22 protein-coding genes, 1 pseudogene and 2 riboswitches are annotated in these 21901 nt (G+C 43.5%); of the genes and pseudogenes, 10 read left to right on the top strand and 13 right to left on the bottom strand.

Annotation, left to right across the window (positions count from 1 at the left end; genetic code table 11):
* Positions 1 to 44: 44 nt before the first annotated feature.
* The 3 genes from JMN17_RS16945 (at position 45) to JMN17_RS16935 (ending at position 5259) form a co-directional block, all read left to right on the top strand.
* Positions 45 to 2447, top strand: a complete 2403-nt coding sequence (locus JMN17_RS16945; RefSeq protein WP_202328593.1) for an EAL domain-containing protein — start codon at positions 45 to 47, stop codon at positions 2445 to 2447.
* 88 nt (positions 2448 to 2535) lie between these two features.
* On the top strand, positions 2536 to 3420 hold the full coding sequence (ku, locus tag JMN17_RS16940) for a non-homologous end joining protein Ku (protein WP_442893317.1): 885 nt from the start codon (positions 2536 to 2538) through the stop codon (positions 3418 to 3420).
* A 3-nt stretch (positions 3421 to 3423) separates the two neighbouring features.
* Positions 3424 to 5259, top strand: a complete 1836-nt coding sequence (locus tag JMN17_RS16935) for a DNA ligase D (protein ID WP_087990961.1) — start codon at positions 3424 to 3426, stop codon at positions 5257 to 5259.
* A gap of 22 nt (positions 5260 to 5281) precedes the next feature.
* Here the strand turns inward: JMN17_RS16935 and JMN17_RS16930 are convergent, their stop codons facing one another.
* Positions 5282 to 6295: a glycosyltransferase family 2 protein gene (locus JMN17_RS16930; RefSeq protein WP_087990960.1), complete on the bottom strand. Its 1014-nt coding sequence runs from the start codon at positions 6293 to 6295 to the stop codon at positions 5282 to 5284.
* Between the two features lie 12 nt (positions 6296 to 6307).
* Positions 6308 to 8002 (bottom strand): DUF6044 family protein, encoded by a 1695-nt coding sequence (locus tag JMN17_RS16925; protein WP_087990959.1) that lies wholly within the window; start codon positions 8000 to 8002, stop codon positions 6308 to 6310.
* Positions 8003 to 8197: 195 nt separating this feature from the next.
* Between JMN17_RS16925 and JMN17_RS16920 the strand changes: the two genes are divergently transcribed.
* Positions 8198 to 9010, top strand: coding sequence for a metallophosphoesterase (locus tag JMN17_RS16920; protein WP_087990958.1), 813 nt, complete (start codon positions 8198 to 8200; stop codon positions 9008 to 9010).
* A 28-nt stretch (positions 9011 to 9038) separates the two neighbouring features.
* On the opposite strand, the gene JMN17_RS16915 is transcribed toward JMN17_RS16920, so the two are convergent.
* Positions 9039 to 9590 carry a YkoP family protein gene (locus JMN17_RS16915; RefSeq protein WP_087990957.1) on the bottom strand — a complete coding sequence of 184 codons (552 nt, stop codon included), beginning with the start codon at positions 9588 to 9590 and terminating at the stop codon, positions 9039 to 9041.
* Between the two features lie 91 nt (positions 9591 to 9681).
* Between JMN17_RS16915 and JMN17_RS16910 the strand changes: the two are divergent.
* Positions 9682 to 10796: pseudogene (locus JMN17_RS16910) on the top strand (MGDG synthase family glycosyltransferase).
* 19 nt (positions 10797 to 10815) lie between these two features.
* On the opposite strand, the gene JMN17_RS16905 reads toward JMN17_RS16910, so the two are convergent.
* The 3 genes from JMN17_RS16905 to JMN17_RS16895 form a co-directional block, all read right to left on the bottom strand.
* Entirely contained in the window at positions 10816 to 11280 is a 465-nt protein-coding gene (locus tag JMN17_RS16905) for a MarR family winged helix-turn-helix transcriptional regulator (RefSeq protein ID WP_003232536.1), read from the bottom strand.
* A gap of 132 nt (positions 11281 to 11412) precedes the next feature.
* Positions 11413 to 11595 (bottom strand): stress protein, encoded by a 183-nt coding sequence (locus tag JMN17_RS16900; protein WP_202328591.1) that lies wholly within the window; start codon positions 11593 to 11595, stop codon positions 11413 to 11415.
* 87 nt (positions 11596 to 11682) lie between these two features.
* Positions 11683 to 11838, bottom strand: a complete 156-nt coding sequence (locus JMN17_RS16895) for a hypothetical protein (protein ID WP_087990954.1) — start codon at positions 11836 to 11838, stop codon at positions 11683 to 11685.
* Positions 11839 to 12031: 193 nt separating this feature from the next.
* Here JMN17_RS16895 and tnrA point away from each other — a divergent pair, with 193 nt between their 5' ends.
* Positions 12032 to 12364, top strand: coding sequence for a MerR family transcriptional regulator TnrA (gene tnrA, locus JMN17_RS16890; protein WP_003218544.1), 333 nt, complete (start codon positions 12032 to 12034; stop codon positions 12362 to 12364).
* Positions 12365 to 12406: 42 nt separating this feature from the next.
* Here the strand turns inward: tnrA and mgtE are convergent, their stop codons facing one another.
* The 7 genes from mgtE to ykoG form a co-directional block, all read right to left on the bottom strand.
* On the bottom strand, positions 12407 to 13762 hold the full coding sequence (mgtE, locus tag JMN17_RS16885) for a magnesium transporter (RefSeq protein WP_087990953.1): 1356 nt from the start codon (positions 13760 to 13762) through the stop codon (positions 12407 to 12409).
* Positions 13763 to 13779: 17 nt separating this feature from the next.
* Positions 13780 to 13902, bottom strand: a complete 123-nt coding sequence (locus tag JMN17_RS21950; protein ID WP_277986989.1) for a hypothetical protein — start codon at positions 13900 to 13902, stop codon at positions 13780 to 13782.
* Between the two features lie 90 nt (positions 13903 to 13992).
* A riboswitch (M-box (ykoK) riboswitch) is annotated at positions 13993 to 14159 on the bottom strand.
* A 107-nt stretch (positions 14160 to 14266) separates the two neighbouring features.
* Positions 14267 to 14404, bottom strand: a complete 138-nt coding sequence (locus JMN17_RS16880; RefSeq protein WP_003218541.1) for a transcriptional regulator SplA domain-containing protein — start codon at positions 14402 to 14404, stop codon at positions 14267 to 14269.
* A 257-nt stretch (positions 14405 to 14661) separates the two neighbouring features.
* Positions 14662 to 15177 (bottom strand): PepSY domain-containing protein, encoded by a 516-nt coding sequence (locus tag JMN17_RS16875; protein WP_202328590.1) that lies wholly within the window; start codon positions 15175 to 15177, stop codon positions 14662 to 14664.
* A gap of 92 nt (positions 15178 to 15269) precedes the next feature.
* Positions 15270 to 15947, bottom strand: a complete 678-nt coding sequence (locus tag JMN17_RS16870) for a PepSY domain-containing protein (RefSeq protein ID WP_087990951.1) — start codon at positions 15945 to 15947, stop codon at positions 15270 to 15272.
* Positions 15947 to 17308: an ATP-binding protein gene (locus JMN17_RS16865; protein ID WP_202328589.1), complete on the bottom strand. Its 1362-nt coding sequence runs from the start codon at positions 17306 to 17308 to the stop codon at positions 15947 to 15949. The genes JMN17_RS16870 and JMN17_RS16865 overlap by 1 nt, the downstream gene beginning before the upstream one ends.
* A gap of 3 nt (positions 17309 to 17311) precedes the next feature.
* Positions 17312 to 17998, bottom strand: coding sequence for a two-component system response regulator YkoG (gene ykoG, locus JMN17_RS16860; RefSeq protein ID WP_202328588.1), 687 nt, complete (start codon positions 17996 to 17998; stop codon positions 17312 to 17314).
* Positions 17999 to 18099: 101 nt separating this feature from the next.
* Positions 18100 to 18212: riboswitch (TPP riboswitch) on the top strand.
* Between the two features lie 94 nt (positions 18213 to 18306).
* Here ykoG and JMN17_RS16855 point away from each other — a divergent pair.
* Genes JMN17_RS16855 through thiX form a run of 4 tightly spaced genes read left to right on the top strand, consistent with a single transcriptional unit; the run spans position 18307 to position 21879 of the window.
* A complete protein-coding gene (locus tag JMN17_RS16855; RefSeq protein ID WP_202328587.1) occupies positions 18307 to 18909 on the top strand; it encodes a Ykof family thiamine-binding protein in 603 nt (200 codons plus the stop codon).
* Position 18910: 1 nt separating this feature from the next.
* Positions 18911 to 19510, top strand: coding sequence for an ECF transporter S component (locus JMN17_RS16850; protein WP_087990948.1), 600 nt, complete (start codon positions 18911 to 18913; stop codon positions 19508 to 19510).
* A complete protein-coding gene (locus JMN17_RS16845; protein WP_202328586.1) occupies positions 19497 to 21140 on the top strand; it encodes an ABC transporter ATP-binding protein in 1644 nt (547 codons plus the stop codon). Before JMN17_RS16850 ends, JMN17_RS16845 begins: the two co-directional genes overlap by 14 nt.
* A complete protein-coding gene (thiX, locus tag JMN17_RS16840; protein ID WP_202328585.1) occupies positions 21115 to 21879 on the top strand; it encodes an HMP/thiamine ABC transporter permease ThiX in 765 nt (254 codons plus the stop codon). The genes JMN17_RS16845 and thiX overlap by 26 nt, the downstream gene beginning before the upstream one ends.
* Positions 21880 to 21901: the final 22 nt, after the last annotated feature.

The following is a 21901-nucleotide window of genomic DNA, read 5'->3' as shown; positions in this document are numbered from 1 at the left end:
TAATGAGAGTCAACAAGACTGGAACATACGGGGGGAATCTCCATTTGGAAATACACGTATCGTATAATATAACACTCATATGTTTATCAATTCTAATTGCCTGTGCCGCAGCGTATATTTCCCTTGAACTGTCAAGGAAAGTCACCATTCATACAGGCTTAAAAAGTAAGATTTGGCTGATCTGCGGCTCACTTATTATGGGATTCGGGATTTGGTCAATGCATTTTGTCGGGATGATGGCCGTCGATATCAAGATGCCGATGCAATATGAATTCATGCCTTTAATGGCGTCGATTGGCGCAGCTGTTTCCGGATCATTTGTGTCCCTCTATTTTGTCAGCCGGCACATTCTTACATATTACAGACTGCTTAGCGGGTCAGTTGTGCTTGGCGCGTCTATTGCATCTATGCATTATATCGGAATGTCTGCCATTTCCCGGGTAATGATTATGTACGAACCGCTTCTTTTTACAGCATCCATTCTGATTGCGATTGCGGCATCTTTCATCTCATTAAAAATATTCTTTGACTTGGCCATGAAAAAACATTCTGAACACCTTATGTTCTATAAAGTCATCAGTTCGATTGTAATGGGAATAGGCATTTCAGGCATGCACTATACAGGGATGCTTGCGGCAACTTTCCGTTTGGATACGGACCCGCCCGGAAGCCATATGGAAATCCATACATTTCATTGGTCGGTTTTTGTTGCGTTAATTATTTTCTGCATTCAAACGCTATTGTTATTCAGTTCCCATGCCGATCGAAAGTTTATTAAACAGAGCGAGCGCATAAAGGATAACGAACAGAGATTTCAATCTTTAATCGTCCATAATATTGACGCGATCTTTATTTTGTCATTAGAAGGAGAGATTATATCTTCCAATCATGCTGGTGAGGACATGATCACCAAATTTGGCTTTAGTATGCACGATTGGAGAAATTACATATCACAGAAGCTTGAACGCCTTTTTAAGCAGGTCAAAAAAGATAAACAAGCCATCAACAGCGATAGCAAACTGATCACTGAAAAAGGCCAGTTTCACTTAAATATTACGCTCATACCTGTTGAAGTCAATCAAGAGCTGGACAGCATTTATGTCATTTGCAAAGATATGACAAAGCAGTACAGGGCAGAAAAAGAAATCCATAGAATGGCTCATTATGATTCTCTTACAGATTTACCCAACAGACGGCATGCCGTTTCGCACTTAACAGAGGTGCTGAATCGCGAGCATACCTTGAATTATAACGCCGTTGTTTTCTTTCTGGACTTAAACAGGTTTAAAGTGATTAACGATGCATTAGGACATAATGTCGGAGATCAGCTGCTTCAGATGACAGCTAAACGTCTATCGTCTGTAGTCCCTGATAATGGATTTATTGCTCGTCTTGGCGGTGATGAATTTATTATTATCTTGACTAACGCCAATACTGGAACAGGCGAAGCGGATATTTTAGCAAGAAAAATTATCCAAAAATTCAAAAAACCTTTTGAAATTCAAGATCAAACGCTTATTACATCTGTCAGTATCGGGATTGCGATATCACCAAAAGATGGGACGGACGGTCTTGAATTGATGAAAAAAGCCGATATGGCGATGTATGCCGCTAAAGAGCGAAACAAAAGCAAATACAGATTCTATTCTTTTGCAATCGGCAACAAAGAAACAGTCAAGCTTAACCAAGAGATGGAGCTCAGAGAGGCAATAGAAAACGATAGATTTGTCTTGTATTATCAGCCGCAATTTAGTGCGAAAAATCAAAAAATGACGGGTGCTGAGGCGCTGATACGGCTTGTCACACCTGCCGGGCAGCTGCGTCCGCCCGGAGAATTCATCAGTGTTGCTGAAGAAACGGGTCTCATTATTGATATCGGAAAGTGGATTATAGATGAAGCATGCAAGCAGGCAAGGGCTTGGTATGACAAAGGTTTTGATCTTTCTGTCGCCATTAATATTTCTGCCAGACAGTTTCAATCCGAAGAACTGATTCCCCTAATCAAGGAGGCGCTTGTTAAATACCGGCTTCCTCCTCGGCTTCTGGAAGTGGAAGTAACAGAAAGCATGACAATGGAAAATCTCGATCACTCCAAGAAGGTGTTGTCGTCTTTAACGGAATTAGGAATTAGAATCAGCATTGACGATTTCGGAACGGGGCATAGCTCCCTTAGCTATTTAAAGGACTTTCCGATTCACAGGCTGAAAATCGACAAATCGTTTATCGACGATATTCAGACACATCCGAAATCAGAGCAAATTACCGGGGCCATTATTGCCATGGGCCACCAGCTGTCTTTGCAGGTGATTGCTGAAGGCGTGGAAAATTCAGCTCAAAAACAGCTTCTTTACGAAAAAGGCTGTGACCATTTACAGGGCTTCTTTTTCAGCAGGCCCATACCGCCGGAACAACTTGAACAACTCATTCTTGAACAGCCGCCGCATTAACAGCGACGGCTGTTTTTTTACCCATAAGTTACTACACATGAATCGCTCTCCTCCTCTTCACACTAAAAGAAAAAAGGGGTTTATTGATATGCATACAATGTGGAAGGGATCGATCAGTTTCGGATTAGTAAACATCCCGATTAAGCTATATGCGGCCACAGAAGATAAAGACATTAAACTGCGCAGCCTCCATAAAGAGGATCACGCGCCTATCAAATACGAAAAAATTTGCACGAATTGCGAAAAAACACTCGGTCCTGATGAAATTGTGAAGGGATATGAATATGTAAAAGGAAAATATGTAGTGCTGACGGATGAAGATCTAAAAAGCTTAAAGCAGGAGCATGAGGAGAAAGCGGTTGAGATTGTTGACTTTGTTCAGCTTCAGGACATTGATCCGATTTATTTTAATCGCTCCTATTTTGTCGGACCCGGAGATAACGGTACGAAAGCCTATACCCTGCTGCGTGAAGCGCTGCGCTCAACCGGAAAGATCGGCATCGCCAATATGACAATCAGGTCGAAGCAGCAGCTAGCCATTCTCCGCGTTTATGAAAATTGTATCGTGATGGAGTCTATCCATTATCCGGATGAGGTCAGAAGCGCTGTCCATGTCCCAGGTGTACCGGATCAATCGAATGTAAACGATAAGGAACTGCAAACGGCAATCACATTAATAGATGAGCTGACAGCTGAGTTTGAGCCGGAGAAATATGAGGACACGTACCGGCACGCATTGCTGCAAAGAGTCAATGATAAGCTCGAAAATAAGGAAACAGCTGTCACTCCTGATAAAGCGCCTCCTCGTGAAGATGTCATTGACCTGGTCAGCGCCCTGCAAGCCAGCATCGACCGCACCAGAAAGCCGAACCGGGAAACTCCGGCAGCTGCACCAGCACAAGCCGCTGAACCGAAAGGAGCCGGAGATAAGAAACAAAAAACGACTAGAAAAAAAGCCTCCGGCACCTCATAGTCCATGGCGTTTACGATGCAGCCCGTCCTTACTTCATCACCGCCAATAGGAACAGAATGGCGCTACGAAGTAAAATATGACGGGTACCGCTGTATCCTCCGCATCCATTCGGCAGGTGTGACCTTAACTAGCAGAAATGGCTTGGAGCTTACCAGCACCTTCCCTGAAATCACACAATTCGCCAAAACCGCCTTTCAGCACATAGAAAAAGATCTTCCGCTGACACTTGATGGCGAGATTGTATGTTTAGTGAATCCTTATCGTTCAGATTTTGAGCACATTCAAGTGCGGGGCCGTTTGAAAAGGCCAGATAAAATCCGGGAATCGGCCAACGCGCGGCCGTGCTGCTTTCTCGCCTTTGATCTGTTAGAGCGACGCGGAGAAGATGTATCGTCACTTTCGTACCTGGATCGAAAAAAATTGCTGTACGACCTTATGGCTATGCCAAAACTTCCTGCATCTCCAAACCCTTATGCTAAGGAAACCATTCAGTATATCCCCTCCTTTGACCATTTTGATACGATTTGGGAGATGGTTACGAAATATGATGGAGAAGGAATTGTAGCGAAGAAAACAAACAGCAAATGGCTTGAAAAGAAGCGGTCATCCGATTGGCTTAAATATAAAAACTTTAAACAAGCTTATGTTTGTATAACAGGGTTCAACCCCAACAATGGATTTCTGACAGTATCTGTGTTAAAAAACGGCGTGATGACACCGATTGCCTCTGTCTCACACGGAATGCGCGATGAAGAAAAAAATGCCGTACGCAAAATTATGGAACAGCACGGACATCAAACACCATCAGGCGAATATACGCTCGAACCATCGATATGTGCAGCCGTTCAATACTTAACGATTCTCCAAGGCACATTGAGAGAGGTATCGTTTGTCGGTTTTGAATTCCATATGGACTGGACCAAATGCACGTATGCGCAAGTCATCCGCCACTCCAAACCGGTCCATCCGAAGCTGCAGTTCACAAGCCTGGATAAAATCATTTTTGAAAAGAATAAAAAAACAAAAGAAGATTTTATTCAGTACATGATTGAAGTCAGTGACTACCTGTTTCCCTTTTTGAAAAACCGTGCTGTCACAGTCATCCGCTATCCGCATGGATCAAGAAGCGAATCATTTTTCCAAAAAAATAAGCCGGACTATGCGCCGGATTTTATTCAATCTTTTTTTGACGGAAACCATGAACATATCGTCTGCGAGGATATGTCTACATTGTTATGGCTCGCCAACCAGCTTGCTTTGGAGTTTCATGTTCCTTTTCAAACCATTAAAAGCAGGCGCCCGGCTGAGATTGTCATTGATTTGGACCCGCCTTCACGAGAGGACTTTCCCATGGCCGTGCAGGCTGCAAATGAACTGAAACGGCTGTTTGACTCCTTCGGCATCACATCGTACCCGAAGCTGTCCGGAAACAAGGGCATCCAGCTTTATATCCCCTTGTCCCCTGAGGCATTTACGTATGAAGAAACACGCCAATTTACACAGCTGGTCGCAGAGTACTGCACCAATGCATTTCCCGAGCTATTTACCACAGAACGCCTGATCAAAAACAGGCACGGCAAATTGTATCTTGATTATTTGCAGCATGCAGAAGGGAAAACGATTATCTGTCCTTATTCGACAAGGGGGAACGAGCTTGGCACTGTCGCGGCACCGCTCTATTGGCACGAGGTACAAACGTCCTTAACACCCGCTATGTTTACAATTGATACCGTCATCGACCGGATAAAGAAGCAGGGCTGCCCATTTTTCGATTTTTACCGCAGCCCGCAAGACGAACCTCTTAGCGCCATTTTACATCAGTTGAACGGAAAGAGCTGACAAATAAGTCAGCTCTTTTCGTTCAACTGTACTTTTTTTCTAACCGCTCTTTTTCCTGGCGCTGGAGCGGGCTCAGCGGTTCATTATACAAATCGATATCAATCGCATATTTCGGCCGGCTTTTCACTTCTGAAAAAATGGTTCCGATATACTCCCCGATGATCCCGATTCCCATTAATTGCAGACCGCCCAAAAACCAAATGGAAATGATGAGCGACGCCCAGCCTGCATTTGTATGGCCGAGCAGCTTTTGAATAAATGCACCGATTCCCGCCACAGCGCTGACGAAAAATAAAACAAAACCTAAAAGCGTAAAAAAGCGAATCGGCGCGACACTGAATGATGTAATCCCGTTAAAAGCGAATGATAGCATTTTTTTCAGCGGATATTTCGTTTTGCCGGCAAAACGTTCCTTTCGGTCATACAAGACTTCGGCAGATTTAAAGCCGATCATGGGAACAATTCCTCTTAAAAACAGATTCGCTTCCGGATAGCGCGCAAGCTCTTCAAGCGATCTTTTATTCATTAGTCGAAAATCAGCATGATTATAAATTAATTTAATCCCAAGCTTATTCATGAGGCGATAAAATCCTAAAGCGGTCGTTCGCTTGAAAAAGGTATCGGTTTTTCTGCTGCGGCGGACGCCGTAAACGATCTCGCAGCCCTCATGATATTTCAATATAAAATCCCGGATAACAGAAATGTCATCCTGTAGATCAGCATCAATTGAAATGACACAGTCTGATTTGTTCTTCGCTTTATGGAGTCCGGCTAAAAGCGCTTTTTGGTGTCCGACATTGCAGGCTAATTTTAAGCCGGCAACCTTCTTGTTTCTTATGCTTTCCATGGCAATCAAGGCCCAAGTGCGGTCTTTGCTGCCATCATCGACAAACAGAATTTTACTGTCTTCAGCGATTAATGTTTCTTCAATCAAGCCGTCTACAACCTCTGTCAGCTGATGGCAGGTCTCCTGAAACACTTCCTCTTCATTGAAACACGGAACGACGATGGTTAACACTGGCTGTGGCTGTTTCAATCGATATCCTCCTTATCTTGTTTCATATAAATAAATGCGCCAGGCCGAATCTATATGGTCAAACGTCTTCACAAGCGCGAGATGGTTTTGATCAGCATTCATGATCGGAACTGAAGAAAAAATGTAACGACCGCCCATTTTTTTAAATACATCTGTATTTAATTGAAGATTGTTGATCGTTTTCTTCGAGTTCTTTTTAAAATCATATCGTTTCCCGAGCTCATCGACGAAAAGGTAGCAACGGCTGCCCCATTCATCAAAATATTGTTTCAGCCGAGCGTTTTTTTCCAGCTCTTTTTCAATGATTTTTCTAAATTCATATTTATATGAAAGCGGGTACAGGTTGTTATACGTATCTAACGTGTAAAACCCGTTATATTGGGCGATAGACGGATGCAGTCCGATGCTCGCCACCCTGTACGAATCTTGCGGTCGCCCGATATACTCCTTAATCTCCTTGAATTGCTCAGATGCATAAAACTCCCGGAATGTCGGCGCATTGTAGTGAACGCCATACGTATACTCTTCATTAAAAGGCGCCAAAACCATCAGCTGTGCAGCGACTGCGGCGTATACAAGCCATTTCCACCCTCTCCCCATCCGCCATATGAGATATAGAGCTATCGCAAAGCTTACATATATGACAAGCGGCCGGAGGAAATGGAAACGCGCAAAATTAAATTCAGCTAAAAAAGCAAATTTCTGCTTTGGCACAGTCCATATTTTGTTGAACCAAAACGCATACCATAAAGATAGTCCGTAATTAAGCGTAAATAAAAACAGATAAACATTTTCTAGCTTTGTCCGGTTTCGCTTGAACAGCATAGCTGCAAATATAAGCAGCAGGATCGGGAGGATGACAACGGTGTGAACGGTCATCACATGATTATGCCCATAGACAAAGTTTTTTACGGATAGACGAAGTGAATGCCATACGTCATGCCGTGATGAAATAAATTCTATCCGATGCATCGGCGCGTGGGAGAACAGCATTGAATACACAAGCCGATATTCAACGAAAAGGTAAATACTCGTCATAAATGCAATGCTGCCTAAAAACATCAAATTCCATCTTCTTTGTGTGATGGCATCATACAGCCAAAAGCACGCCATTCCTGCCAAGAAAAAGAAGAAACCTAAGACAAAGCTTGAATATAAAGGAAGCAAACCGAGCGTCAGCCACTCTCTCCATGAGATATCCCCTTTTCGGATATTCAAAAAAGCCCACAGTGCCAAAGGATATCCAAGCGTACTCAGCATTCCCGAAGGCCAGAAAGGTGTTAAAGCAAATGCCAGCGATACGCCAATTCGGATGAAAGCCGCTTTTGGCTCCGGAATCACATGTTTCTTCAGCAGTACATACATTCCCAAAAAAGCGACAACCCTTGTAATCGTCTGGCTTATTGCATAGGCGGTCATGGAAGAAAAGAAAGCGTGCAGCCAAACAATCCCGCTCCACTCAGTGCCAAAGGCATCTCTCGGCAGCCCGTTAATAATTTGCGGAATGGCTGCGTCAACCTTGCCGATGATTTCTCCGCTATCCGCCAAAACCTTGTACCAAGCGATATTGGAATCTAAATTATCGTGGACGCGAATATGGGCATCTTCCTTTAAAATAAAAAGCGGAGATACATACAGCAAAAGGAGAAATAATGCGATCCAGAGATAATATGTTTCTTTTTTGTGTTGTCTCAACAATCGTAACATCGCTTACACATCCATCTGTTATTCTGACTCCATATCCGGCATGTTCTGCCTCATGTGTCAAAATTTATTATCCCTTTTCCCTTCCAAAACATTCATCAGAAGACATTCCGTTTTTAACTTGTCTCTTCCCCATTAATTCCCGCTATCTTTAAGGCATGATCACTTACTATACTGATAGGAGGGAGGGGATATATTTTGTTTACAATCTTACTTTCATTAGCCATACTCGTATCTGTGCCATTTATATATAAAGCGAACCGCAATACAAAAGATGTGAAGGTCAACAGCATTTCAATTGATCAAAAAGACGGCCTTCCAGCTAGAAAAAAATTGAATATCCTTCATTTATCAGATTTTCACTTAGAAAACATTTCTGTTTCACCTGAAGAGCTATATCGTTTAACAAAAAATCAGCCTGTGGACATCATTGCGCTCACCGGAGATTTTCTAGATCGGAAACGTAATATTCCGAAGCTGGCAGGTTACTTAAACGCATTGCAAAAGTTGGAACCTGCATATGGAATGTACGCGGTGTTCGGTAATCATGATTATGTATTAAAAGATAGGGACTTTCTGAGATTGAAGCGTGTTTTAGAGGAAAACGGCTGTATCACGCTGCAAAATGAACATGTTCGAATTGAGACGGCCGCGGGGCCTGTCAATATTATCGGCATTGATGATTACAGCACGAACCGCAGTAATATTGCCGGCTCTTATCAAGATCTAGAAAACGGCTATCAGCTCGTATTAACACATGACCCAAACATTATTCTGGATATGAAAGATGTTCATTTTGATTACCTGCTCTCAGGCCATTTTCACGGCGGGCAAATCCACTGGCCAAAACCGTATCACTTGGTGAAAATGGGCAAGCTCGTGCGCATGAACATGATTAAAGGGCTTCATTATCACCACGATAAACCGTTTTATATCAGCGAAGGTTTAGGACAAACCGGTGTAAATATCCGTGTCGGAAGCCGCCCAGAAGTGACATTTCATCAGATATAAACAAAAAAGACTGCGCTGACCCCAGACATCAGTCTTTTTTTTGATAGGTTTTCTGAAGCTTTTCTTTCGAAATAAACAAATAGGATGTATTCGGTAAATGCCGCACGCTCATCGGCTTTGAAGTGAGATATAAAATCGGCATATGGGTGATCTTTTTAAAACATCTGTAGAAAGGATTGACCGGGGTGACCACATCAAAGCCGAGCCTTTCCACACCTTTGTCAAGCATTGTAATGCCCACAATCCCTTTAATTTTTTCACTTTTTTTATGCTTGTTGATGTAATCCAAAAGCATCGGCATCGATTGGTATACTTTTTGATAGATAATGATTCCCTTTCTGACTGTGCTCTCAATGCTTTGCAGCTCCCTGATCAGCTTGATGTTGTGCAGATGGATTTTAACGAGCACATCATTTTTTCTGATATGCGTTCCGTCGCTCAGCACGACCTGATGTCCTTTGTACTTCGTCAGCCTGACTCGAAAGACGCTTTTTCGATCCTTGTCAATCAAGGTCAGTCTTGAAAAAAAGAAATAAATCGGGTCAACCACTCTCCAAATAGAAAGGAAACAGGTTTTCATCTCTTCACCTTCCTTATGATCAAAAACACCCTTATATTTTGTGAACGTTCTCCCCAAAATATAGTTACCATATTTTTTAAGGAGGACCATCATGAAAAACATTCTCATTTTTCCTTTTTTAAGCATTTCCACAGGGCATCACCATGTGGCGAATGCCCTTCAGGCTGAACTGGAGTCTCAAGGACTCGCATCTGAGAAAATTGATATCTTTTCACACGCATACAAACGATTAGAAAAACTGTCCTCCGAGGCTTATTTAAAATGGATTCAATATTTCCCGAAAACGTACAACGGCATTTACAGGCTCCTCGCCTGCGGACGATATCAGAATGATAAACGCTATCCCATGTACGAATGGCTGTTCACACAACAAATGAGGCACATCCTCAAAGAAAAACAGCCTGATATCGCCTTCTGCACACATGCGCTGCCTTCCTATCTGCTGAACCGGCTAAAGCCGGAATATCCGAATATGACGGTTGTAAATGTATATACTGATTTTTTTGTGAATCAATTATGGGGACGGGAGAACATTAATTTCCATTTTTCTCCGATTGTGGATATTAAGAAACAGCTCATGTCTGAAGGAATCGATCCGAAAAACATATACATGACCGGCATTCCCGTTCACCGAATGTTTGAAGCCGGATCAGCAGACACCTGTCAGCATCATCCGCCATATACCATCATCATCACAGGCGGCAGTATGGGAGTCGGGGGGATTTTAAAATGGGTTCAGGATCTGTCGCCAGGAGGAAACATCTTATACAAAATATTATGCGGCCAAAACGAAAAGCTCTACTGCTATGTCAAAAGTTTACGCCATCCTTTTATTGAGGCGATTCCCTACCTTCACAGCAAAGCAGAGATGAACCGTTTATACGAACAGGCGTCAGGCATTATGACAAAACCAGGAGGCGTGACGATCAGCGAATGCTTACAGAAACGGCTTCCGGTATTTATTTATCATGCGCTGCCGGGCCAGGAGGAAATGAATTTGAACCTTCTAAAGGAACGGAAACTTGTCACAGATATGAGAAATTGGGGGATGCAGAAAGCAGAGGAGCGTATGGCGGCATTTTTCCAATCGAATAAAAAGATGAAAGAATATGAAAAACATGTCAATGGATATCTTGCCGAAATCTCCGATCGGAAGATTGAAGATGTGTTAAAAAGGATGATATGAAACAAAAAAACACTCCCTGACACAGAGAGTGTAGAATCGTTAACGAAACAGCAAATGCTGGCTGTGAATGCCTGCTTTCTTCAGCAGGACGATCAGCTGATCCTGTTCATCAGGTGACAGGCCTGAAAACGCTCTCGCAATACGCAGTGCATGAATCGGATAAATTTTATCCAAATACTCATTGCCCTTGTCAGTTAAATGCGCGTAAACGGAGCGTTTATCTTTCGGGTCCTGCTCCCTTACTAAAAACCCGTTTCTTTCTAATTTGTCAATGACATATGTGACGTTTCCGCTCACTAGCAGAAGTCTCGACCCAATTTGCTGTAATTTTTGCGGGCCTCTTGTGTAGAGGAGCTCCAATACAGCAAATTCAGTGGGATTAAAGCCATGCTCTTTGCTGTCACGGATACTATGTTCAGACACACTTTTGAAAGCCCTTGCAAAAACTCTGTACAAATTCATCGCACGCTCAACTTCTTCTTCGTTAAACGATAATCTCATCATATCTACCTCGTATATAGGATTTTTATAAAAAAATAATGAAAACCCTTACATATAATAAGAGTTCAGTCCCTTACTATACGTATTCGCTATCATTCGAGAAATTCCTTCTGAAAGCAAAAATATCCTTATACATTATCTTGTATAAGGATATTTTTTGTCATTTGGAATGCTGCGAAAGAAATATGCGTATTCCTTCCGCAGTTCAGTAATCGTCATTTTGTTCATGACTTCTTTATTATAAACTCCTATTTGAAAGAGTTTTTCAGAATAATGGCTTCGTTCTTTTTCTAAAGCTGATTTCAATAAATTACTCATGGCGTCCTCCTTCATTATGAGGTATCCTATACACAAGATACCCTATTTAAATGCACGTGGTATGAATCTAATGTAAAGAATTTATAATTACGAAGATTTTCGGTAATGTCCGTTTTGAACCGATCTTAATAATTGAAAAGCATGTTCTCCAGCGAGCTGCATAAACGTCTCCAGCATTTCATCACGCTTGATATCCAACTCTATAATTTCTTTTGCCAGTGAGACCGCTTTTTCTTCCTCCATGATTATCCTTCCTCCTCAGTTAATCGTTATATAAAGGATAAAACGCACTTGTGTGTTACGCATTATTCTTGTTAATTTTTCTTCCGCATTTTTTCAAAAATCTTCTATTTGATGTTAGAAAATATAACAAGCGTCAGGTTTTTTCTCTTTGTTTTTTGTATAATATTATCAAAAGACATCCAGGGGTGGAAAAATGGCCACAGAAGATCATTCTTATAAAGACAAAAAAGTGATTTCAATCGGGATTGTGAGTGAATTGACAGGATTGTCCGTAAGACAGATCAGGTATTATGAGGAACGAAAACTCATTTATCCGCAGCGTTCTTCAAGGGGAACGAGAAAATATTCTTTTGCCGATGTGGAACGGCTGATGGATATCGCCAATAAGCGTGAAGACGGCGTACAGACGGCAGAGATTTTAAAGGATATGCGGAAAAAAGAGCAAATGTTAAAAAACGATCCGCAAGTGCGGAAAAAAATGCTGGAGGGGCAGCTTAATGCGCACTTTCGGTACAAAAACCGTTAAATGATAAAAGTCCGACTCGCAATTGAGACGGACTTTTTACTTTTATAATGAGTGTATGAATGCAGTGGCAATGCCAAAGTAAATTAATAAAGACAAAATATCGTTTAACGTTGTGATCAGCGGTCCTGAAGCAATCGCCGGGTCTACTTTCAGCTTGTGCAAAATAATAGGGATAATTGTTCCTGACATTGTGCCGATAATTAAAGTGAAGAATAGTGAAGAAGCGACAACAAATCCCAGCAGCGCGTTTCCCTGCCATAAGATGGAGACAATCGCAATCAGCACAGAACAAACCGCTCCGATATAAATACTTGTTCTGAACTCCCGAAAGATCAGGCGTACAATCGTTTTTTTGTTCAATTCTTCTTTAGACAACCCTCTGATGACAACCGCGAGGGATTGTGTTCCCGTATTTCCTGTCATCCCTGACACCATCGGCATGAAAAATGCCAGCGCGACAACCTGCTGCAGCGCATCTTCAAAATAACTGATAATGCTTCCTGAAATCAGCCCGATAAACAAGAGCAAAATCAGCCATGGCAGGCGTCGGTATGCCGCCACATAAGACTTTGTGTCAAAGGTGATGTCTTTACCGGAAGCGGCAAATTTTTCGTAATCCTCATCAGCTTCCCGAATGACGACGTCGATAATATCATCGACTGTTACAATGCCGACAAGAACATTGTTTTCTTCCACAACCGGGATCGCCAAGAAATCGTAACGTTCAATCAGACGGGCAACTTCTTCCTGATCCTGAAGAGCGTCTGCTGATATGACGCGGGTAAACATTAAATCCTGCACCTTTTCTTCAGGTTCGCCCAAAATCAAATCACGGTAGGATAGCACGCCCACCAGCTGTTTGCTTTCATTGATGACATATAAGTAGTTGATCGATTCAGCTATTTCAGCAAAGCTTTTTAATTTGACGACCGCGTCTTTTACCGTGTAATGCTGAGGAATCCACACAAACCGGTTTGTCATCATGCGTCCCGCTGAGTCGGCCGGATAGTTCATCAAAAGCTGTACCGCTTTTGACTCTGACGCTTCCATGCTGGACAAAAGCTGTTCCTTCAGTTCTTCATCCATTTCTTCAAGCAATTGCGCGAGGTCATCGTTGTCCATTTTGTTCATCGCAAGTGTTGCTTTTGTTTTTCCGACTTTATTTAAGACGGCAAGCTGAAATTCGCGCTCCAGCTCCCCGATCATATCCGTGATATCATCTACAGTTAAATAAGATAAATAGCGGGCGCGGTGTTTTTCCGGCATTTCTTTGAAAATAAATGCCATATCATAGGGCTGAAGCTCATCAATAACGCTTCTGAAATCCTTAATCTTACCGTCTCGCAATAAAATAATGATGCGTAAAATGAGTTCGTCATAGGTCATGTTTTGAACCATAAGGACTCGTACCTCCTCTACGGAGACGTGCCGGCCTCGCCTGAAGGTGCGGCAGATCGTCTCCTCACCGTGTAATCAATTGTCTTGCTGTCATAGTATATGGGTACTTCTTCAGATTGACTCGAATGGGGAGAATCCATACTCCGCACCTCCTTTGATAAGATTCGTTTTAAAGGCATAAAAAAAGCCTTCGGGATTGAAGGAGAAAGAAACACGGCAAAAAAGCGTGCGGGCGCCTTCAATCGTAGAGCTTTAGCACTGTATGGCATAGGAGCAATCATCCAGCTGCGTTAAAAATCACCTTATGTCGATGATTTCTGTTGACCCATTGGCGTCTTTGGACATTTTTGGGCAGCAGCGTATCTCCATACAGGAGCCTCACCTAACGAAGTTCATAATTGAATTGACACACTGAGATTACAGAAAAAAACAAGCTGTGTCAACTCAAAAAAGTAATTAATGCGCTTTCATCACAATAACGGAACAAAACAAGGGCCTACGCCCTTATTCTGTTGTTTGCGTTTCATCATCTTCCGAGAGCAAATGATATGTTTCATGAAGAAATAAAGCATATTCTCCTTCTTTTGTCGGATGAGGGACATATTCAGCTTGATTGATGTATTGCTCCTCTTTCTTTTCCATGTGTTTCGCCTCCTTTTCTATTTAGATTGTCCAAATGAAGGCTTCTTATCATGAAAAAACCCCCGCTGATATGCGGGGGTTTCCTAAAACGGCTTAAGTTTTAGGGTTTTGTCATCATTTCTGCTGATTGAAAACCCTTGAAGTCTAAGAAGGGCGAGGATTGGAATGTAGAAATTCGTAAGTACCAACGCGCAGGACTGACAACGAATGCAACGGTTTGTCGACACGCTGAAAACCCCGCTCTAGCGGGGTTTTGATTAGTCGTCTATCTCCTGCTTGATGATACGTCCATCCTTTGCGGAAATGTCAAATTCCGCCTCAGTGCCTTGTTTCGTTTTGATTTCAATTTCATAGATGTAAGCACCATCGTCTTCATCAAGCTTGCTTTCTGTTACGGTTCCATTCGTTTGCTTTAAGGCCATTTCTTCAGCTTCTTCTTTTGTTATAGCGACTTGTTCTGCTTTCTCCTTTAACGGGTCATTAAGCGCTTGTCTTGTCTTAATATCTACATATACGCCGTAGTCTTCACCGTCTTTTTCAATCTCTACTTCATAGACTTCTTTGCCGTTGTAAATATCTCTGTCGATGTCTTCCACTGTGCCGTCAACAACCGTTTTGGCAATTGATTCTGCTTCCTGTTCAGTGAGTGCACCAGTCTTGGAAGCGGCAGTCTGTATGTTATCATTGTTTTCTTTCGCAAACGCGTTGTAGCTGAATCCGCCAGCCGCTAAACATCCTGCTAAAAGACCAACCATCCATCGTTTCTTAAGCATATGTGATTCCTCCTTTGTTTTTGTATGAGTTCAGTTTACATACTCAATATGAAAGGAAAACGAGAGAAAGATAAGAATTTGATGAGAAAACGTCAGTCTTCATACACAATGTTCGCAACTTTTCCGGTGTAGGCATTGATTTTCACTGTCGCTTCTTTATCATCCGGAAGATCAACATCCACTTCAAAGATGAGAGTGCCCCCACTTTCTTCGAGATCTGCGTCATCCGCCGTCCCGCTCGTTTCTCTCTCTGCAATGGTTTTCGCTTCGTTTTCCGTAATCGGTGTTTTGGGTTGATCTTTACCGCTGATTTGGTCAGCAGACACAACTGCTTTTGCCTGCATGTCTACCTTCACTTCGTATGTTTTTCCGTCTTTTTTTTGAATGGTATATGTGGCAACACGATTCTGATGTGTTTGTTTTTTGACGGTTCCCGGGACCCGCTCAAGTGCGAGTTGCTCGGCTTCTTTTTCTGTCATGACAGATGGATTCATCGCTTTAATTCTGTTCATCGAAAGAATGTCAGCCGATTTTGCATCAGCTTTTATAAAATAAGTTCCCTTTGGATTTTCAAGGGTCATATCATATGTTTTTTTATCCTTTGATTGTGTTACATTCGTGATCTCGCCTTCATAAGAGGCTTCGACTTTTTTTACGACAGCCTCCTTTGACATTACATCTTCATGGGTTTGCCGAATGATAAGAACCGCACAGATGATGATGGCTAAAACCGCCGCTGCAGCAGATATTGCTTTGATTGATTTGTTCATCAGCCTCCCCCATTCTGTTCTCTGAATTCCATGGTGACAGCTGTTCCTTGTTCCGGCGTACTTTTTACAGACAGCTCAAGGCCGTGCTCATCGGCGATTTGCTTGGCAATGGAAAGGCCTAAACCCGTTCCGCCTGTTTTTCTGTTTCGTGCCTCATCCGCTCGGTAGAACCGTTCGAACAGGTGCGGGATATGCTCCTCAGGTATTCCGATGCCTTCATCCCTTACTGACAGAAACGGCAGCCCATTCCTCGTTCCGGCTGTCATCACAATGGCTTTTTCACTATATTTAATGGCATTATCGAGCAAAATGGTCAGCAGCTGCTTGATGCGTTCTTCATCAGCTATTACAAACAGGCTCTCCTTATCTGTTTCAAGAAAAATGTCACGCTGATAGACAGGCTGGAGCGTTTGCATGACAGTGCGCGACACTTCAACCAGATCGATTGTTTTCAGATCAAGCTCAAGGCCTTCGCGGTTTTTGGCCAACATCAGAAGCTGATTGGTCAGTTTTTTCATATGCAGCGCTTCTGAATAAATAGCTTCTATCGATTCCTCAAGCACTTCCGGCTTTTTTGCCCCCCATCGCTTCATCAGGCTGCTGTAGCTTTCTATAATTGTGAGCGGGGTTTTCAATTCGTGTGAAGCATCTTGAACGAATTGCTGCTGTTTATCGTAATGCTCTTTCAGCATCATCGCCATCTCATTAAACGTCAGCCCCATCTGATATAACTCGTCGTGGGACTGTCCTTCCAAGGAAATCGTTTTGAATGCTTTCTCCCGCTGTATGTCTTTCATCGTCATCATTAATCGCCTGATCGGATTGATGATCCGGCGGGCGAGCAAGCTTCCCGCAAAAAAAGAAGCGATACAGACAGCGGCACTCGCAGCGATTAAGATGATTTTCAGCAGAAACAGACTCTCTTCTGTGTTCTCCAGCCTTTCAACCAGCTGAAGAGATACCACTTGCCCATCGGTCCAAATAACCGGAACAGCAGCTTCAGCAAACAGTTTGCCGTCATGTTTCCTTACATCTGCAGTTTCACCGCTATGAAAAGCGAGAGGGAATTCTTTATACGCTTTTTCTTTTGTTATGGTCATCACAGCTTTTTGATCTCCATTCACAACACGGACCATGCCGTTTGCCGGAAGATAGGCCTGCAGCATGTCCTGCAAAGCCACTCCTTCTGTTTCAGCAGTATGCAATGCTTCGGCGATGTTACTGGTCTCATCTGCAAGCCGGGCCGCATCCTTTGATGTAAGGGCGGATGAAAAAATAAGATAGACCGCGGTATGGACCAGAATTAATAACAGTAACAGCGATAGTGATGTGTATAGATGAATCTTGGTCTTTAGCTTCATTTTTTACCCCTTAATGGCATAGCCAACCCCGCGAATCGTATGGATCAGCTGTTTTTCGTAAGGATAATCCAACTTTTTTCTGATGTATCTGATGTAGACGTCCACGACATTTGTATCACCCATATAATCAAATCCCCATACTGAGCTTAAAATCTGCTCCCGTGTCAGCACTTGCTGCGGATGCTTCAGCATATAGACGAGCAAATCAAATTCCCGCGGCGTTAATTCCACCTCTTTGTCTCCGCGTCTCACTTCACGTGTTTTTTCATTCACCCGTAAGTCGTCATAAGTAAGAAAGGTGTCAATATCTTTTGTTTTTGTCCCGTTTTGGCGCAGTGCCGCCCTGATTCTGGCAAGTAATTCTTCAATTTCAAACGGCTTTGTGACATAGTCATTGGCACCGATGTCCAGTCCAGTTACCTTATCAGGCACACTGTCGCGCGCCGTTAATAAAATGACAGGTGTTTGCGAATCCGTTTTTCTCAAGCGGCGCAGCACCTCCAGGCCGCTAAGTCCCGGAAGCATAACATCAAGAAGCACCAAGGTATACCCGCCTTCCGCTGCCGCATTCAGCCCTTCCGTACCATTGTGTTTCATGGTAACGCTGTAACCTTCATACTCCAATTCAAGCTGAAGCACTCTGGCGATTTTTTCTTCATCTTCCACAATTAATATGTGTCCTTTTTCCAAATCCGATCACTCTCTCCTGTCTCGATATGAAAAAAATAATTTCTTGGTTTACAAAATGATTCTTATCATCTATTATGATGTCAACATAAAAAATTGTATACGGAAAGCACTAGGGGTGCTGTTTTGGCTGAGATAAAGCGCGGGAGTAACGCGTTTTGATCCCTTATGACCCGATCTGGATAATACCAGCGTGGGGAAGTGCAGGTTGACCGAATGGTGTATTTTTTGTGCGCTTAATCGATCTCTTACTGCATATTCCCTTAGAATATGCAGTTTTTTATTTTACCAAAAAACAAGGGGTGAAAGAAATGGAGCAAATATGCGGTACAAGCAGAATCGCCGGTTTTCGGTTCTCTTTATATCCGATGACAGATGATTTTATCAATGTGATCAAGTCCGCACTGAAAAAAACCGACACATCTAAGGTTTGGACGAAAACCGACCATATCAGCACAGTCTTACGAGGATCAGCTGATCATGTATTCGATGCAGCCAAAGCCATTTATCTTAACGCGGCAAACAGCGAAAAACACATCGTCATGAACGGCACGTTTTCCATCGGATGCCCGGGCGACACACAAGAAGATACATATCTTTCCGCAGACGATAATCGTGTCAATGAAGATGCTGTCCGGAGCCTGAACGCGGAAGCGCCATGCCAATTTGCCCTTTATCCAATGAATGAGCCGGATTATATGGAGTTGATCATGGAAGCTGTCGACATTGCGAAAGCAGAAGGCACCTTCGTACAGGGTGTCCATTACGCGAGTGAGCTTGACGGGGATGCGCATGACGTATTCAGGACATTGGAAGCCGTTTTACGTATGGCTGGAAAGCAAACAAAGCACGTAACCATGACTGTGAATGTTTCAGCTAACAGTCCATCTAGAAAAAACAGAAAGCAGGGATAAAATGAAAAGCTGGAAAGTAAAAGAAATTGTCATTATGTCCGTTATCAGTATCGTTTTTGCCGTGGTTTATTTATTATTTACGCATTTTGGAAACGTACTTGCAGGTATGTTCGGTCCAATCGCTTATGAACCGATTTACGGTATTTGGTTTATCGTTTCCATCATCGCCGCGTACATTATTCGAAAACCCGGAGCGGCGCTTGTTTCTGAAGTCATAGCCGCTCTCGTTGAATGCCTGCTGGGAAATCCATCTGGCCCGATGGTCATCGTCATCGGCATCGTTCAAGGTCTCGGAGCTGAAGCTGTATTTCTCGCGACGCGCTGGAAAGCATACTCTCTGCCTGTACTTATGCTGGCAGGAATGGGATCTTCAGTAGCCAGCTTTATCTATAATCTATTTGTTTCTGGCTATATTGCCTATTCACCAGGTTATCTTCTCATTTTGCTTATGATCCGTCTTGCTTCCGGCGCACTTCTTGCGGGACTTCTCGGGAAAGCTGTCAGCGACTCTCTCGCGTATACGGGCGTGCTAAACGGAATGGCACTCGGAAAGGAACTGAAAAAGAAACGGAAACGGGTATCAGAACATGCAAGCCTTTGATAAGCTCCTCACGGTTGACAGGCTCAGTTTCTCTTATGAAGAAGACGAGAAACCGGTTTTTCAAAACATTTCGTTTGAGCTTCAAAAAGGAGAATGCGCTTTATTGCTAGGACCGAGCGGGTGCGGAAAAAGCTCGCTCGCCCTTTGTTTAAACGGCCTCTACCCGGAGGCTTGCGACGGCACACAGTCGGGGCATGTATTTTTACTTGAAAAGCCGGTCACAGACCCTGGAGCCTCCGAAACGGTAGCCCAGTATGCCGGGGTCGTCTTTCAGGACCCCGATCAGCAGTTTTGCATGCTGACGGTGGAGGACGAAATCGCTTTCGGGCTGGAAAATCTGCAGATTCCGAAAGAAGAGATGACGGAGAAGATCGATGCCGTTTTAGAAAAATTACGTATTGCTCATTTAAAAGAAAAAACAATATCCACTCTGTCAGGAGGACAAAAGCAGAAAGTTGCGCTCGCCTGTATTTTAGCGATGGAGCCCGAGCTCATTATGTTAGACGAGCCGACTTCTCTTCTAGATCCTTATTCAGCGAGGGAGTTCGTTCATATGATGAAAGATCTTCAGCGTGATAAAGGCTTCAGCCTCCTTGTGATTGAACATCAGCTTGATGACTGGACGCCTTGGGTTGAAAGAACGATCGTGCTGGACAAAGCAGGAAAAAAAGCGCTGGATGGCCGAACACAAGATCTATTTCAGCACGAAGCGGCAACCCTAAAGCAAATGGGCATCGCGATTCCAAAAGTGTCTGATCTGCAGAAAAAGCGGAATATGCAGTTTACTTTATCAAAGGAAACGCTGTTCAAAGAGCCTTTTCCTGCCGAGTATGCAGAAAAGAAAGAAGCTCCTTATGGAAAGAGTGTGCTGGAAGTCAGCGGCCTTTCATTCGCACGAGGACATCAGACGATTTTCAAAGACCTGAGCTTTTCATTGCACGAAAGCTCTTTGACGGCGCTTGTCGGCCCGAACGGCACTGGAAAATCGACGCTTTTATCTGTTCTAGCACGTCTTATGAAGCCGCAAAGCGGCAAGATTCTTCTATATGATCAGCCGCTGCAGTCATATAAAGAAAAAGAACTGCGAAAACGATTGGGATTTGTTTTTCAAAACCCGGAGCATCAGTTCGTCACCGATACGGTGTATGACGAGCTGATGTTCGGCCAAAAAGTAAATGCTGAAACTAAGGAAAAAGCGCAGCATCTGCTGGATCGTTTCAGTCTTGCGCATTTGGCTGATCATCATCCGTTTGCGATCAGCCAAGGGCAAAAACGGCGCCTGAGCGTCGCTACCATGCTCATGCATAATGTAAAGGTTTTATTATTAGACGAACCAACCTTTGGCCAGGACGCCCGCACGGCGGCTGAATGCATGGACATGATTCAGCGTATCAAGGAAGAAGGAACCGCTGTCCTTATGATTACGCACGATATGGAGCTTGTCTCTTGTTATGCCGACAGCGTCCTTGTCCTGCACGATACGAACCTGGCTTTTGACGGATCTCCAGCGCAGTTATTTTCTCAGGAAAAAGGGCTTGTCAAAAAAGCAAAGCTCACCCTTCCCCTTCTATATGAATGGATGGCCCGCCAAGAGGAGGTGCGTGATGAAGCAGCCGTTACATCTCATTAATCCGGCAGTGAAAGCGGCGGCGGTTTTTTGCTGTGTCGTCATGCTGTCGTTTATTTACAATCCTTACACCCCTGCGTGTTTTTATATCATCATCGTTGCCGGTGTCCTATTGGCGGCCAGAATCCCCTTGAAAAAATGGTTTTTGTTTACGATTCCGTTTTTGATTTTGGCATTCGGATGCGTATGGACAGCCGCTGTTTTTGGCAAGGTCCCGACAACTCCAACTAATTTCTTGTTTCAAGCCGGCCCTATCTCAATCAACAGCGATAATGTCTCTGTCGGCATTTCTCTCGGGTTTCGTATTTTGTGCTTTTCCGCCTTATCGATGATGTTTGTTTTTACGACCGATCCGATTTTATTTATGCTGAGCCTTGTCCAGCAATGCAAGCTCTCACCAAAGCTCGCATATGGGGTCATTGCAGGCTTTCGTTTTCTTCCGCTATTAAAGGATGAAATCCAGCTGATCCAACAGGCTCATAAAATCAGAGGAGGAGCGGCGGAGAGCGGCTTCATTGAGAAAATCAGCGTGCTAAAGCGGTATACCATCCCGCTATTGGCAAGCGCCATCAGAAAAGCGGAACGGACAGCGCTTGCGATGGAATCGAAAGGTTTTACAGGAAGCAGAAACCGGACATATTACCGGACACTGACCGTAAACCGCCGCGATTGGCTGTTCCTTTGCCTCGTTCTCTTGTTATTCGCAGGATCTTTACTCGTATCCCTATGTTTTGCCTCATAAAAATCCGCTATCGGTTGATAGC

Source organism: Bacillus sp. RHFS10 (genome assembly GCF_016757475.1).
Classification (GTDB): domain Bacteria; phylum Bacillota; class Bacilli; order Bacillales; family Bacillaceae; genus Bacillus; species Bacillus subtilis_G.
Note: the sequence above shows the minus strand (reverse complement) of the source record. Positions and strands in the feature narration are given on the sequence as shown.